This window comes from Paenibacillus amylolyticus (assembly GCF_036894225.1).
Classification (GTDB): Bacteria; Bacillota; Bacilli; order Paenibacillales; family Paenibacillaceae; genus Paenibacillus; species Paenibacillus amylolyticus.
In genome coordinates, this window is record NZ_CP145892.1 from 6,303,157 (window position 1) to 6,319,632 (window position 16,476).

Annotated in this window: 11 protein-coding genes; 4 read left to right on the plus strand and 7 right to left on the minus strand. The window is 47.9% G+C overall.

What is annotated here, in order from left to right; genetic code table 11:
- Positions 1-349 precede the first annotated feature (349 nt).
- From V6668_RS27805 to V6668_RS27815, 3 genes are all read left to right on the plus strand, one after another.
- Positions 350-2,575 (plus strand): HAMP domain-containing methyl-accepting chemotaxis protein, encoded by a 2,226-nt coding sequence (locus V6668_RS27805; RefSeq protein ID WP_338707192.1) that lies wholly within the window; start codon positions 350-352, stop codon positions 2,573-2,575.
- Positions 2,576-2,694: 119 nt separating this feature from the next.
- Positions 2,695-3,696 (plus strand): GTP 3',8-cyclase MoaA, encoded by a 1,002-nt coding sequence (gene moaA / locus V6668_RS27810; protein WP_338707193.1) that lies wholly within the window; start codon positions 2,695-2,697, stop codon positions 3,694-3,696.
- A 375-nt stretch (positions 3,697-4,071) separates the two neighbouring features.
- Positions 4,072-4,908 carry a methyl-accepting chemotaxis protein gene (locus V6668_RS27815; protein ID WP_036612668.1) on the plus strand — a complete coding sequence of 279 codons (837 nt, stop codon included), beginning with the start codon at positions 4,072-4,074 and terminating at the stop codon, positions 4,906-4,908.
- 213 nt (positions 4,909-5,121) lie between these two features.
- Here the strand turns inward: V6668_RS27815 and V6668_RS27820 are convergent, their stop codons facing one another.
- Positions 5,122-5,730 (minus strand): LysE/ArgO family amino acid transporter, encoded by a 609-nt coding sequence (locus V6668_RS27820; RefSeq protein ID WP_338707194.1) that lies wholly within the window; start codon positions 5,728-5,730, stop codon positions 5,122-5,124.
- Between the two features lie 315 nt (positions 5,731-6,045).
- On the opposite strand from V6668_RS27820, the gene V6668_RS27825 reads away from it, so the two are divergent.
- Complete coding sequence (locus tag V6668_RS27825) at positions 6,046-7,539, plus strand: PLP-dependent aminotransferase family protein (protein WP_338707195.1); 1,494 nt, start codon at positions 6,046-6,048, stop codon at positions 7,537-7,539.
- A gap of 161 nt (positions 7,540-7,700) precedes the next feature.
- Here V6668_RS27825 and V6668_RS27830 read toward each other — a convergent pair whose 3' ends face one another.
- From V6668_RS27830 to V6668_RS27855, 6 genes are all read right to left on the minus strand, one after another.
- Positions 7,701-8,528 (minus strand): carbohydrate ABC transporter permease, encoded by an 828-nt coding sequence (locus tag V6668_RS27830; protein ID WP_047840740.1) that lies wholly within the window; start codon positions 8,526-8,528, stop codon positions 7,701-7,703.
- The gene (locus V6668_RS27835) at positions 8,525-9,409 is read right to left on the minus strand and encodes a carbohydrate ABC transporter permease (RefSeq protein WP_047840741.1); all 885 of its coding nucleotides are present in this window, start codon (positions 9,407-9,409) and stop codon (positions 8,525-8,527) included. The genes V6668_RS27830 and V6668_RS27835 overlap by 4 nt, the downstream gene beginning before the upstream one ends.
- A gap of 179 nt (positions 9,410-9,588) precedes the next feature.
- Positions 9,589-10,869, minus strand: coding sequence for an ABC transporter substrate-binding protein (locus V6668_RS27840; RefSeq protein WP_047840742.1), 1,281 nt, complete (start codon positions 10,867-10,869; stop codon positions 9,589-9,591).
- A 147-nt stretch (positions 10,870-11,016) separates the two neighbouring features.
- The gene (locus tag V6668_RS27845) at positions 11,017-12,126 is read right to left on the minus strand and encodes a response regulator (protein ID WP_338707196.1); all 1,110 of its coding nucleotides are present in this window, start codon (positions 12,124-12,126) and stop codon (positions 11,017-11,019) included.
- The gene (locus tag V6668_RS27850) at positions 12,123-13,913 is read right to left on the minus strand and encodes a sensor histidine kinase (protein ID WP_338707197.1); all 1,791 of its coding nucleotides are present in this window, start codon (positions 13,911-13,913) and stop codon (positions 12,123-12,125) included. Before V6668_RS27850 ends, V6668_RS27845 begins: the two co-directional genes overlap by 4 nt.
- Positions 13,914-14,221: 308 nt before the next feature.
- The gene (locus tag V6668_RS27855; RefSeq protein ID WP_338707198.1) at positions 14,222-16,225 is read right to left on the minus strand and encodes a beta-galactosidase; all 2,004 of its coding nucleotides are present in this window, start codon (positions 16,223-16,225) and stop codon (positions 14,222-14,224) included.
- Positions 16,226-16,476 lie beyond the last annotated feature (251 nt).

Consider the following 16,476-nt stretch of genomic DNA (forward strand, 5'->3'; position numbering starts at 1 on the left):
GTGGAAGTTGTTTTCATTACACACCAAGGCTGAATGGGAGGTTTATATACATTAACGTAACAGGTTTTGCTTGTTAGATAATACTATATCGCTTTGGGCGCGGATTACATTATACAGTGTGTTTTGAGTATGGGCCTGTTCATGTTACACAATGTAAAATGAGACGGATTCTCAGATACATACATGTGAGTTTTCTTCGTAGATAGCTAACATTCATTTCACCTAACAACAAGCGCACAATCATTTGTATTTATTGATTAAATATTCGGAAAATATGACATATGCCCTCGTATTCTTGCTCATTTTCTTGTATAAAGATTGAATAGAGAATCCAGAAATCGGGGTGGTCATGATGTTTGATTGGCTGGGATGGAGAAAAGGATTGCCGCTGTGGCGATCGTATCGGTTGAACGCACATATGAAGGAAGATGTGGAACAGATTTTTGAGGGGATTGCCGAAACGAGACGGCAGCTTATGATGGACTGGGCAGATGAACAATGGAATCACCTGGATCGTTTGCTTCAACAGATACAGTCAGTTCAATTACAGGATGTATTACAAGGTTCACAGCAACTAAGCAAACTAGATGTATGGTTTCAATCCAGTTATATTCGAGCCGTAGACAGTACGGAGCTATTCATGCTGAACGAACAGAATCAGGTGGTATTCTCTACATATAAGAAACATATTGGACAGATCTATGAAGATTACGAAGCTTTAATTGGACCAGGATTGAAATACTCCAGAGCAGATTGTCATGGGAAAAAGTGTTTGTATGGCCCATATTCTGATCCACTGACGTTGGATATTGGTCCACGCTCGTCCGCTTTTCACGATGATGTCACCTTGCTGTTTATCTCCCCAATCCTGCAGGAAGGTCGATATGTCGGTTCATTATGCAGCCGTGTTCCCGGGGATGTACTCGGTGACCTGATCCAACGAGAATCAGGTCATATCTATCCCGATTCCGGTGACAATTACCTCTTTATGGCTGAGTCGATATTACGGCCCCATCTGCAACCCGGCACCGCCTTATCCCGAAGTCGATTCGAAGACCGTACCTTTACACATGGGGAAAATCTCAAAGATGGTGTCACCACCGAATGGGGTATCGTTTCCGTCAAGGAGCATACCGAACTGGAACTCATGTTCACTGATCCGTCGACCGGAGAACTACACCCCGGAGTAGCAAACACCATTCAGAATGGTTCCAATCTGTTCGTAGCTTTTCCCGGCTACTCGGATTATCGCCATATTTCTGTGATCGGTAAAGGCATCACCTTCCAGCTGCCATACTGTCCTGATCGCTGGGGCATGATGTGTGAAGGGGATCTGGAGGAAGTGTATCGGATACGAAGCATCGGCTGGCGCCAGTTCAAACAGCACAGTCTCTTCACACTTTTGTCAGGCGTTGCAGGAGCAGCTCTTGTCTATGCCTTCACTGGTAGTGGTTGGAGCGCGGCAGCAATGGCCGCTTTTAACGTGTCATTCGGATTCTTCACTGCATTACAGCTGCATCGCAGCCAATATCAACGAGTTCATGAAGACTTGCGTCGCATCAGCCGATTTATTCGAATTAACGCCGAAGGCAGGGGTGATCTGACCCAGCGCCTAGACACGTCTGCTTTTGCCCAAGACGAATCAGGTGAACTCGCGAAGTGGATCAACAACATGATTGATTCTCTGGAAGGCATTATGCTGAAGGTACAACTTGCCACGGTAGACGTTATGGATAATCAGTATCAGATGCGAACTTCAACAGAGACAACCCAAGGCACGACTGAACGTGTGAATTACAAGCTTGGTTCGATGATTCAGGCCATTCGCACCCAACTGGAAGATCTCGACCAGGCCAAGATCGCTGCTGATCACATGCGCATAACGCTGCAACAACTGGAGACCTCTGCTACCGAACAGATCAGCGTGGCCCAGCAGGAAGTGGAACGAATCGGCGACAAAATGACCCAAATCTCAGGAGCGGTATCCGATACTAACCGTACCATCCTGTCCTTCATGGATACCATGAAAGAGATTTACCGTGCACTGGCTGTCATTGATGAAATTTCAGCTCAGACCAACCTGCTGGCTCTGAATGCTACAATTGAAGCCGCACGCGTAGGCGAACATGGCCAAGGGTTCTCGGTCGTGGCAGGGGAAATCCGCAAGCTAGCCGAGTTATCCCGCTCTTCAACTGAAAATATTCATCAAATTCTGGACCGAATCTCAACGGCAGCAGGAGCAGCATCTCAATTAATCACAGAGGGAGATCAGGTGCTGGCTGAAGGAACAACACTGGTTCAGGCCGCTTCGCAACCTCTGCAAAATGCTACTGCTGAAGAACCTGAGCGCACTCAAGTCGTGGATCAAGTGGTCATGCTGATGGAGAATATTGCTGCAATCAGTCATCAAAATCGGGCGACTTCTGCCGAGGTAGAAGCAGAAATGATGGAGCTGATCCGTGATATGTTGCAGGTTCAGCATTCTTCGCATAACGTGGAAGCCATTACGGTCTTTCTGCAACAACTCGTGGGACAATTCCATCTGAATCACCCCACCAAAAATGCTGTCATCTGACGTCATCGTTGACGCGGATTGGAGAAATAGCTAAAATTTGATGCAACTGTTCCTTTTGAAATTGTCGTATCATTTATAATAGAAGATTTCCAATCTGAACCGATGAAAGGGTGGTCTGCATGGAACTGCTTCAGGATTCATTTGGCCGGATACATGACTACATCCGTATTTCTGTTACGGACCGCTGTAATTTACGCTGTGTGTATTGCATGCCCGCAGAGGGTATGGAGTTTGCTCCACATGATGAGATTATGAGCTACGAAGAGATTGCACAGGTGCTGAAAGTGCTTGCTCCGATGGGCATGCGTAAAGTTCGGCTCACGGGGGGCGAACCGCTGGTACGGAAGGATCTGCACAAGCTCGTCAGCATGATCTCGGCAATTGACGGGATTGACGATATTGCCCTGACTACCAACGCTCTTCTGCTGGACAAACAAGCTCAGGCGTTGAAAGATGCTGGGTTGAACCGGATTAACATCAGTCTGGATTCCCTGCGCGCTGATCGCTTCTCCATGATTACCCGCGGCGGAGATGTGAACAAGGTACTGAAAGGCATTGAAGCTGCAACAGCCGCTGGCCTTGCTCCGATCAAGCTGAATGTTGTGCTGATGAAGGGTATCAACGATGATGAGATCAAGGATTTTATTGCAATGACGATTGATCAACCTCTTCATGTGCGTTTTATTGAATATATGCCGATTGGACAGGCTTCGGACTCATGGCGCAAATCTTATTTGCCGCTGGAAGCCGTGACAGATGTATGTGCTGAATCAGGCTGGACGGTAGAAAATACAACAGGCCCTGCGGGCAATGGCCCATCACGTAATATGAAAATTGCGGGCTCCGAAGGCACATTTGGATTGATTCATCCCGTGAGCGATCACTTCTGTGACAATTGCAACCGACTTCGGCTGACCGCTGACGGACATATCAAAGCCTGCCTCTACTGGTCCGATGAGTATAATGTTCGCCGCTTCGTGGATGATCCGGACGCTATGGCGGCGCTTTTCCTCAAAGCGCTGGGTACGAAACCAAAGAATCATGAGATGGCTCTGGCTTTGGAACAAAAAATGCAATCTCATACACCGACGGTACGCCGCATGTCCCAGATTGGCGGATAACAACAGTACGCATATAACACGACCGCGCATTCCTGCGTATGGATATATATCTCTACTGTCAGGATGACCTCTTCACACAACGGAAGAGGTAACGCTGGCGCGGTGACCCCTTACGTGAATCAGCATTCATAACGTGAAGTGGAGCGTGTCACAAGGAATAGGCGAATACCCCAAGCAGACAAGAACATGATGTTCTTGTCTGCTTTTTCGTTATATTTTCATAAATTTCTGAAAATCATCAATTCCCCTGTTTCATTTGTTAAAAATTTAATTAATATACGTTAAGCCCTTATCAGGCCTTCAAGATTAACCTCATTCTGACGATGTATACAATACATCTAGATGATACACATACATTATAGGAGCTGAACCTTATTGAACATCGTTGAAGCACTCGTTGCAGCAAGTCCATATTTTAAAATTATGCTGAAAGAACACGATATCATGATTGCGGTAACCGACACGGAGAAGTTCTGGTATTATGTTCCCAGCAACGAACTCGATCTGGGCATCAAGGCTGGAGACCCCGTTTCCCTCGATGACCCTACACTACGCCGGGCACTTATACATGGGGAAACTTCAGCGAACCGTATTGATGCGAAATTCTATGGCACATCAATCAACTCGGCGGCCACCCCACTTCGGGATGAACAAGGAAATATCGTGGGCACACTTGCCATTGGTTTCTCTCTTCAGAACGAGGAAAAACTGGAGTACTTCACTGAATTGATCGGCGGTATCAGCGGAAAATTAACAGATATGGTGCAGACGGTAGCCGCCCAATCCGAGCAATTGACGGCATCTTCCACGCAGATTTTGGATAATACCCGCATGGCTGTGCAGAACTCAGGCGAAGTGAACAAAGTCGCCGCATTCATCCGTGAAATCTCAGAACAGACCAATCTGCTCGGCCTGAATGCAGCCATCGAAGCGGCCCGAGCAGGTGAAGCAGGCGCCGGATTCAGCGTCGTTGCATCTGAAGTGCGTAAACTTTCTACGGGTACCAAAGAAGCTACGGTGAATATCGAACGTTCCTTGAAGGATGTTCAGCATTCCATTCAGCAGATGGAGCAGGAGATCACTTCGATCTCACAGTCGAGCAACCAACAGGCTGTGCTGGTAACCGAGTTCAGCGAGGTCATTGATCAGTTGAACAGTGTAAGCCGTGATCTGAAAGTGTTTATTGAATCCATGTTGCTGAAGGCGGAATAGATCCGATTACGATGAACTTAACTCAAATGACTAACCATATATAAGAGACGCAATACCGATGCATTATCGAGCACTACATATTCCTACTCAATAACTAATTCAACAGGCTATGCTGATTACCAAATTCAGCATCCACATTGAACTCTCCGTGCGATTAACGTCACGGGGAGTTTTTTTATTTTAACAAGTTGTGCCAGCCACATCACGGTCCTTCTATGAATAGATGAGCTTCCACAGCATCATACACGCAAGCCCAACCATGACCACAGCGGACAACCGATTAAACACCAGACTGATGCGTCCAGTTCGATCCGTTCTGCCAATCGCCCTGCCTGCGCCTGCAAGTCCCAAGAACCATATCCACGATACAGCCGCGGCTGTTAGGGCAAAATAAATGCGCTCCACCCCTTCATACTGAAGTGAACTGGTGCCAATCACGGCAACCGTATCCAGCAGAGCATGGGGATTGAGTAAAGATACCGATGCGGCAAACGCAATCTGTCGCCCCGCTGACATTACCGTCCCCGAACCTTCCACAGATTCGGATGACCTCCAAATACTCCATGCCATATACAGCAAAAACAAGCTTCCTGCGCCATACAACACATTCGCAAGCAATGGCCATTGCAGCAAAATGAGCGACACCCCTCCGACGGCTGCCCCGATCAACAACGTATCACTGACCCCTGCCGTTATTACAGCAGGCAGGGCATGTATATAACGCCTCTGGCTCATGCCCTGGTTAAAAATAAATACATTCTGCACACCCAGTGGCAAGATCAGGCCAAACGCCAGAACCACTGCGTGAATAACAACCTCCATCGCGCTTCCCCCTTATCTCTGTATTCCATAGTAGGGCAGATGATGGCTGACGTAACCAACCACTTGGATGGCATCAGACCCAACCAAATGATATATTGTTTGTTACAAAGTGTCATTTCAGAAGTTATCTATATAAAAAATTACACGTAAACGGAGAGGGCAGAAATAACCTGAAGAAGCGGAGCGTTCGCCTTTATCCCCAGATTTTCACCTTTATAAAAACAAATTTAAAAATCTGGGGATAACAGCGATCGGAAGGTTGTTCTGCCATCGAAGTACCAAGTGTAAATTCAAACGGAGGTGATTCTGCCTGTCATGGAACGTTCTGATTCTCGGCTAAGCATGGGGTGGAAGCCGAACCCTTCTCTCGACTTGCCCTTGTATCGCCAGATTGAAGCCTATGTTCGGCAGAAAATCACAACGGGCGAATGGTCAGCAGGATATCGTCTCCCCTCACAACGAATATGGGCTGAGTCCATGGGCGTAAACCGCAGTACATTGGTCACTGCCCTTGATAATCTGGCCGCCGCTGGTCTGATTGAAGGCAGACATGGCGGGGGAACTTATATTTCCGGCTCCGGTTGGCATGGTATGGCTCACGGAGCGATGCCCAATTGGAACGAAGCCATTGAGGAGGGCTGGTATTATCCCAACCTGCCCGAAATCCAGCAGATTAATCAGGCTGAATTCCGGCCTGGCATCATACGACTCGGTACAGGGGAGCTTGCCCCGGAACTGATGCCTCAGGATGCTTTTAACGACATTCTGTATGCCCTGTCCCATCGTTCTCATACACTCAACTACCTGGAACCTCAAGGAAGCCTGGAACTTCGCGAGGCTTTATCCGTCCATTTGCAGACTACCGGCATTCAGGCCTCTCCAGATTCCATACTAATCGTATCCGGCTCTCTTCAGGCGCTACACTTGATTTCGGTCGGACTGCTCCCTCGCGGATCAGCGGTTCTCCTGGAAAAACCGTCGTATCTCTATTCGATTCACGCCTTTCAGTCGGCAGGGTTGAAAATGAGTGGCATCCCTATGGATGACGAAGGATTGCATATTGCACGTCTGGAGGATGCTGCGCAGCATGTAAAAGATCAAGACCACATCTCGCTTCTCTATACGATCCCGAGCTTCCATAATCCCACCGGCTCTGTGATGAGTGATCACCGCCGGGAAGAACTCATGACCACCGCTCGAACAATAGGCATCTCCATACTGGAGGATGCCGCCTATAGTGATCTGTGGCTGGATACACCTCCTCCGTCATCGCTGAAGGCGCGTGACCAAGAAGGACGGGTGCTGCATATGGGCACTCTGTCAAAGGCAGTCAGTCCTGGTCTGCGCCTCGGATGGCTGGTTGGGCCAGAGCCGGTCATTCGCCGTCTCGCAGATATCAAGATGCAGACCGATTATGGTACCAGTTCACTCGCCCAAGAAGCTGCTGCCCTGTGGTTCGCAGAAGGACATCACGCTGGACATATGGAACGCCTTCGTCCTGAACTTCGCAAACGCAGAGACTTCATGCTGGAGCTGCTTCAACGTCACTTCCATGGGATTGCGGAGTGGGAAATACCCGCTGGCGGGTTTTACATCTGGCTGCAATTCACTGTCTCTCCGCTCTCTATCCGCCAATTGTTCCATACCTGTCTGGAGCAAAATGTACTTATCCACCCGGGTTATCTGTATGACCGGTTAGATGCGAGTCATATTCGGCTGTCTTACGCTTATGCTTCCCCCGATGAGATGGAGCGTGGACTACAATGCCTGGCAGAGGCTGTCCACAGGCTTATGGATTCTGGCTTCTGACTTTGACGAATGCTTTTTCCTGATTTCACAATCAAAAAAAACAGCCTTGACCTTGAAGGACCACGTCCTTCAGATCAAGGCTATTTGCGTAAGTTTCCTAAGTGTGTTCGAATACCAAAAGCGCGTAGCTACCGGTGAAGTTAAGAATTCCCTCGAATGTTTTACCCTTTTACCGCACCCTCCGCGATACCCTCCATGATGAACTTCTGGAAGAACGCATAGATCAGGATAACCGGAATCGCAGTCAGTACCAGGGAGGACAGAATCAACGGCCATTCCTTGTTATATTCACCAAACAGCATGTTCGTGGACAGTATCAGCGTATAACGATTCACATCGGTCAGCATGAGCAGTGGCAACAAGAAGTCATTCCAGATCCACAGGAAGTCCAGAATCGCGATGGTGACTGTGATCGGCAGCAAGAGTGGGAAGATAATCTGGAAGAATGTCTGGAACTCATTACATCCGTCCATCTGAGCTGATTCTTCCAATTCACGCGGAATGGACTTCACAAACCCGTGATAGAGGAAGATTGCCATGTTCACGCCAAGTCCGATATAGATCAGGGCCAATCCGTACGTGCTTCCTTGCACCCCCATGCCTTTGGCTACCCGTGTCAGCGGAATCATGATCGAGTGGAACGGCACCAGCATGGATGCAACAAACAGGAAGAAGATCAGGTTACTCAAACGGCCGGAGGTACGTGACAGCTTGTATCCCGCCAGTGAGGCACAGAAGACGATACCACCGATCCCCAGAAAGGATACAATTGCCGAGTTCATGGAACTGCCCAACAGATTGATTTTGTTAAACGCGTCCGAATAATTCTCCCAGTGCAACGTTGTTGGCAGCGCGAGAAAGGATTGGAACATCTCACCCTGTGTTTTGAAAGAGTTCACCACCGCCATGTAGATCGGCAGCATGGCGACGAGAGAGCCCAGAATTAGCAGCAGTCGAATCAGATAACTGTTCAGTCGTTGCATCCTCATGCCTCCACCTCTTTCTTCTTCATGACGGTGATCTGGATGAGTGTAAAGATGAGTACGATGATGAACAGCACAACCGATTTGGCACTCGCATAGCCGTATCTGAAGTTGTTGGAGAACGCTTCTTCATAGATGTTCATCGTGATCACCTGCGTGGCCCGACCCGGTCCGCCACCAGTCAGTCCATACACCACTTCAAACACTTTGAATGCTCCGTTCAGCGTCAGGAAGAAACAGATGGTCACGGCATGAGTTATCATCGGCAACACTACATTACGCAGCACCTGGAATGCGTTGGCCCCATCAATAACAGCCGCTTCCTTGAGACTTTTCGGGACACCCTGGAGAGCAGCCAGATAGATGATCATCATATACCCTACACCGTTCCAGAGCGATACGATCAAAATGGAGTAAAATGAAAACTTCGGATCACCCAACCATTGCTGGTCGAGGAACGAAAAAGCCAGTTTCTCTGCGAGCTGTGGCAGCACCTGAGAGAAGATGAATGTCCACATGAAAGCACTGATGATTGTACTGATCATGTTAGGCATGAAGAACAGCGTCCGGAAAAGCCCTTTGCTGCGCGTTCGTGACTCAATCAACACGGCGAGCAGCAAGGCAATTCCATTTTGCAGAATCAGCATAAATATTACATATTTCATCGTGAACCACAGAGAGTTCAGAAAGTCAGGATCTTCTTTGAACAATTCCACGAAGTTGCCCAGACCGATAAAGCTGTAATCCTGATTAAGTCCGTTCCAATCCGTCAGACTATAGAACATGCCACTAAACGTGGGATACAGCAGGAAAATCGCATAGATGACAAAGGCAGGCGCAGTGAACGCGAGCAGTGACAGATACTTCTTGAACACATTCGTAGCCATTGGTTCTCCCCCTTTTCACTCGAAGCGGATGATTGTAAACGAGGGAACGAAGAACGTTCTGCCTGCCGTATCATCTGCTTGGAGACTCTGACGAAACAAAGTACCGCTCATTTGTTGACAAAACTCTCAGATCGTTGAGATTTGCCAACAAAAGCGGATACTCCATTCCTCACAGCTCCTTACTTGTTGACTTTGTTGTAGGATTTCCACGCCTTGTCGAGCGCATCGATAACCTGCTGTTGATTTAATTGCCCAGAGTAGTAGCCTTGCAACGCTTTGCCTGACTCGTCTTTCACCGCTTGAGGGAGGGATGGGTCCTCATAAGCTTTACCTTCACTCACATATTTCTGGGCATCGTCTACCCACGGGAAGCTCTTGAAGTCATGGATCTTGGCAATCGGATTGAATTTGAGCGCTTCGAAGAATGCACTTGAATCCTTGTCATCGAGAATGTAGTTCACGAAATCGAGTGCCACTTCTTTGTTTTTGCTAGATGACGATACTGCCAGTGAAGTGGAGGTGCTCAGATTGATTTTGGTATCATCCGGATTATCATTGATCGGCATTGGTGCTACACCAAAGTTCAAGTCCGGGTTGGACTTCAGAATGGTTTCGGCAAACCAGGGTCCCTGAATCCACATCGCGGCGCTTCCTGATGCGAAGGCTGCTGAACCATCATCTCCGCCCACTTCCAGCGCTTTGTCCGTTCCATTGGCATTAACCAGATCGAAGATATCAAACAATGCTTTCATATCGGAGAAGGAGCCCTGATCCTGATTCATCTTCTCCACGAAATCTTTGTGCTCAGATTGAGTTAATGCACCCACAGTAAGTGGCAGGAATAATTGCGGAATCCAGGCTTCTTTGTAGGACAGTTCAAACGGTGTAATGTTGGCTGCTTTGAGTTTCTCCACGACCGCTTTCATTTCTGTCAACGTCGTTGGCACTTCCAGCCCTTGCTCTTCAAAAATATCTTTATTGTACAGATAGCCCCATGATACTGTTTCCAATGGAATAGCTACGATTTTACCCTCCGCATCCGTTATGGAAGGTTTAACCGAATCTAGCAGCTTATCGACAAAAGGTTGGCCCGACAAGTCTTCCAGATAACCAGCTTTGCTGAACGGTGGAATCTCATTGACTGCATGCAGGGCGAACACATCCGGTGCATCATTGGAGGCGAGTCGTGTCTTCAGAATCTGAGGTGCATTGTCCGCAGGCGGCATCTCCAGTTGCACGTTCACTTCAATGTTTTTCTCTGCTTTCTCCTTAGCTTTGAACTGTTCTATATATTTGTCGTAGTGTTCTTTCAGCCGAGGTTGTGCAACGAATACTTTGAGTGATACCGTGCTGCCTGATGCCGATTCCTCCTGCCCATTGTCCGTTCCTGCATTGGAACCGCAACCTGCGAGCAGAACACTGACCAGTACCGCACTTGCTACGCTTTTCCATACTTTCATCTCTTATGACCTCCCGGTGTGTAACTGGTTTGTCTTTCATAGGCTCATTATATATCAGAAAATGAAAGCGCTTCATTGGACAAAATTAGACTTGTGTATTGGATTATTTTAAACCTTGATCCTGCCGCAAATGCTCTCTCGAACGACTCATTCCGTGCTACTGCCTGAATTGCCTGACATACGAGGTTGTCCCTTGCGCATCTCCCCTGGGGAAACTCCGAAATGCTTCTTGAACACTCTATAGAAGTAGGACACATCCTCATAACCCGCCATCTCGGCAACATGCTTGAACGGAATCTGTTCATCCATCACCCATTCTTTCGCTCTCGTCATACGTAATTGGACAACATAGTCGGTTACATTCACCTCATACTCCTTCTTGAATACCTTGCTGAGATATTCCTTGCTGACAAAAAAGATCTGGGCGAGCTGCTCCAGGGTGATCATCTCCATACAGTGCTGCTCCATGTATTGCTTCACCTCGTCCAGGTTCAGCTTGTTCTTGAATTTACGCTGCGCAATCAGCTGCTCCAAAGCCTGGTAGTATGGAGTCGAAATCCATGTGATCGTGGATTCGATGGAAGCCAGCGCTGTTGAAGGAGGTAGCGCCGTTGCTTCGGGCCGCTCGTACAAGGCATTGGAGACGCACAGTTCATCCAGCAAAGCCTGTAATTCATGAGCCACCCTGCCAAGCTGGCGAGGTCTGTCAATCTCGCATCGTTCCAGCTTCTGCTGTAATTGCTGGAACCACTCCCGCAGACTCTGAACGTTTAGATCATTAAACCGCAAGCGAGCCTGCTGCTGAAACAGAGAGAACTCACCTGCGAACGAAGATGGGTACGATTCCCATGATTCAAGCGTAGATTCAGCCTTTTCCAATTCCTTTGCACATTTGGCCAGTACACCATTCAGTTCATCCGGATTCACCGGTTTGAGCAGATAATCAGCAGCCCGATGGCGGATCGCATGTTTTGCATAATTGAAGTCGTCATATCCGCTCACCACAATCACCTTGATCTGTGGGTATTGTCCGCTCAGCGTATGTAGCAGCTCCACACCGTCTGTGCCGGGCATGCGCATATCCGTAATGATAATGTGAGGCTGATGCTGCTTGACCAGTTGTATGGCCTGCTCACCATCCTCTGCCTCACCTGCAACGGTCATGCCGAGTTCATTCCAATCTCCCAGGTTGCGCAAAATATCCCGGTTCCACGGTTCATCATCCACCAACAGCACTCTGTACAGTTCCTTGTTCACAAGGCTTCGCCTCCTGTATTGCAGGGGATTCGTACCGTAACGCTTGTCCCCTGTCCGTATTCACTTTCTATGCTCATCCCATATTCAGGTCCAAAATGCATTACAATTCGTGAGGCCGCATTAACCAGTCCAATACTTGTACCTGAACTCCACACCCGATCTGCCTGCCGGGTAAGCCGCTCCAGTCTGGACTGCATCTCCGTTAGTTTCTCAGCATCCATACCCACACCGTTATCACAAATTCGAATGGTTACATCTGTAGGTTCACAGACGACCTTAATACCCAGCTTCCACTCGCCCTGTCTCTTCTCCAGACCATGCAAAAATGCATTCTCCACAATGGGTTGCAAAGACAACTTGGGGATATAACACGCCCGAAGTTCTCCGGTGATTTCCAGTGTATATTCAAGCCTGCCGGCAAAACGCTGCTTCTGAATCAGCATATAATGCTCCAGCTGGTCCAGTTCAGACTGTAGGGGTACAAGTCCATCCGGCGCTCGCACAATATAACGAAACATCTCGCTCAAGGCTCGAATGACCTTGTAACTGTCTGCCGGTTTTTGCGAGTAGACCATGCCGCCAATCATCTGCAACGTATTTTGCAGGAAATGCGGATGAATCTGGGATTGCAGTGCTTTGAGCTCGGCCGTCTGCTTCTCCAGATTCATCAGATAGTTGTCGCGAATATGTTCCCGAATACGACTAGCCATGCCGTGCAGATTTTTCTCCAGTAGACCAATCTCATCTACCCGGCCACTTCGCACCACTTCCCTGTCCTTGATCAGTTGAATACCCTTCATGGAATTTGCCAATCTGACAATGGGCTTCGATGTACGCCAGGCCACGAACCCAGCTATTCCCACAGAAATGACGGTTGCCAGGCCACCCACAACCAGTCCATATTTCATCGTTTCCAAGGCACTTTCATTAATGACATGGGCAGGTACAATCTTGATCACACGCAATCCTGAAGGCTCAATGGAATGAAAGAATACATATTCTTTGGCTGTCCGGATGAAACCCGAACTTTCTTTTGTGCCTGCCAATTTCTCCAGTGCTTCCGCTGAAGGCTGAATCTCTTGGTTTGGCTGATAGACCGGACTGCCCGTGCTGTCAGCAATGTATACCGCATAGTCACCCCGGCTATCCAGCAGCTCCAGGGTCTGGTTGAACTCAGCCCACTTGACCTCCAGACTGATGGCCCCGATCTGTGCCTGATCCTCGAAGCGGTTCATGCTGCGGGTCATGTGAAACTTTTGCGGATCGTCCGGATCATTGATAATTGTAAAATCTTTATGTTGTGCAAAAAGTTCTTGATATCCTTCCGGTATTTCCGATACCGCTTTGATGCGAGAATCCATGGAGTTGAAGGTGAACAGGGTGTCCAATTCCTTCAGATAGAGTTCAACGCCAAATACATAATTGCCGGCAGAATAGTATACACTGTTCAACATATTGAACATGGCCTTCTGTTCATCGAATCGGCTGGCTGCCGGCGCTTCCTCGTTCAACGCCAGATATTGATGCAATTCGTCACTGATCTGAATCGAATAGATAATGTTGTTCATGCGCGCGAACTGTTCACCCAGATAGATGGAGGCCCAGTTCATATTGGCTCGGTTGGTCTCCATAATCTCCTCTTCCATGGAAGAGCGGGTATTCTCAGCAGCCATAGCGGTCATGGCAATGACGGGCAGAACGGCCAGCAGCGTCATGGTAAGAATCAATTTATTGCGAATGCTGCGTTTGAAAGGATCTATCAGCTTCCGATAACATTCGGTAAACACAGCGCATCCACTCCTGAGCTAAAATAGACAAACGCCCCAGCATGGAAGCTGAGGGCGCTTTGGTCTTTATATTCGTTTGGAAATGTTAAAATATCACGTCATACAATAGAATGAATGGTTACACGAGATCACTACGTGGTCAGAACAACCCTCTGATCGCTGTTATCACCGGATTTTTTTGATTCCCTTTTCTAAGGGTAAAATCCGTTGATAAAGGCGAACGCGTCGCTTCCTCAGGTTATTTCTGCCCTCTCCGTTAACGTGTACATATTGAATTCAACTTATATACCTATATTTATTATTTCCTATTATTGTTCGATAATCCGTATGCCCCAAGGCTCCAACTCGATCTTCTCTCCCGCAGCAATCGGGGTTCCTGCCAGTAGTTCAGTCCCTTCCCCATAAGCATTCACGAAGGATGTTGCCTCATCTGCATAATTGAAATAGTAGCGAATCGTGTTCCCTTGATCGTTCACACCTGTCTTCACAATGATAGGAAAAACCAGTTCCTGATCCGCTCCCCAAACGCCCGCTTCCTTCATGACACGCTCCAACACCTTACGGATCACCGCAGAACTGGTATAACAGCCGACATAGGTTGCTTTGCCTTTTCCATAGGCATTCTGGGTAATTGCTGCATATTCACCCCAATGTGGATGATCATACCAAGCGAGTACTTCAGCCGTTGTTGGTGTAATCAGTTCCATCCAGGTGTGAATCTGGTTCTGCTCCTGACCAACCTCGAATGGATCATCGCGCAGCGAAACATGTTTTGGCTCTACAAAAAGGTTATAGCTGATCCCGCATGCCTCACTAATCAGGCCGGGCTGGCGGGTAGAGCGTACCTTGATATGCTCATTTGTGAATCCGCTTTTGAACGAATAGACGATATGTCCGCCATCCTGTACGAATTGATTCAATTTTTCCAGCAATGCATCCGAAGCAGCATACAGAGCAGGTACAACGAGTACGTCATACTCCGCATAACTCTCAACCGATGGATCGATCAGGTCACAGCCAATGTTCATCTTGTACAATTCATCGTACATCCAGCGCACCACGTCATTGTAGTTCTTGTCACTGGTGAAGTTAAACCCAAACCATTTGATTGATGTCAGTGCCTCATTGCTAAACAGCACGGCCACTCGATTCTTTTTCTTCAGATTCACGAGCTGCGGACTGAGCCGGGCGAAATCCCTGCCAATGGTCTTCGCTTCGTTATAAACCGGATTCGGTTCGAAATCATGACTGAGCAATCCTTTCCAATACGTCTCAAAGGAATTGTGCAACGAATGCCAGTGCCAGTAAGCGACCATGTTCGCTCCTGAAGCCAGATGACTGAATGCCTGCAAACGCAGCTGTCCCGGATAGGGAACCCAATGCCAGAAAGCCTGCGCTTCGGTCTCCAGTACCAGATAGTTCGATTGTTTGGTGGAACGCGCCACATCCCCGCCGAATGAAATTTCAATGCCGGTCAGATCATCTTGGGAAGGATGGTAGATGTCCACACTGGTGATGTCAAAAGGTTTCGATGCGGCAAAATGGTCCACATCCCCTTGAATGCCGTAGGAATATCCACGCCAGTCAAAGTCAAAGTTCTGGGTAACAAACTGTCCTTCCTGCTTGTATTCATTCACGATCCCCACTTGCCAAGCCAAAAAATTGGTTACCAGCAGACGCTGGAACTTGGCAAATTCAGCACCCAGACTGCCGTTGATCGTTCCTACAACAGACGGGAAGTCTTCCCAACTATTAATCCGATTGCTCCAGTAGTCGAGGCCAAATTCCTTGTTGAGTTCATCCAGAGAACTGAACTTGTTCCGCATATATTTGACGAATTGCAGTTGGACATTATCTCCGGCCGTATTGTAATGTTTCGTCTCGTTATCTGTCTGATAACCGATTACCGCTGGATGTGTGCTTACCCGAGAGATCAGCTTGCGGATGATCCGCTCAGCATAGAATAGATAGGTTGGATGTGTAATATCCATGATTTGTCTTGCGCCGTATTTTCCAGGTCCCTGTGAAGTGGTAGCTAGCACGTCCGGATATTCCTTGACCATCCATGTTGGAACAGCATACGTTGGTGTGCCAACGATGACCTGAATCCCCGCCTCATGCATGGCATTGAGCACACGATCCACGGATGAGAAGTCAAATACGCCATTCTGTGGTTCATGGGTACTCCAGGTTGATTCTGCAATACGGACCACGTTGATCCCTGCATCCTTCATCATCTGAATGTCCTTGTCCAATCTTTCGTAGGGCATATATTCATCATAATAAGCTACGCCATATAATAATTTGTCCATGATTTAATCTCCTTTTTAGGTGGAAAATATAATGATCTTGACGTGTGCAAGAGTTGACATATTCCAATCTATAATGGTAGCGTTTACATTAATGTCGGTTGAAGAACTTGGATTGTTCAGCAACCACTTCAAACGCTGATGCGTTCCATGGATTAACCATGCCCACGTTAAACTGATTATAATGAAGTATACTACGGGTGCCGATTGTATAAGGCAAGTTGTTTTTACCCTTTTCCGAGGTGATTATGATG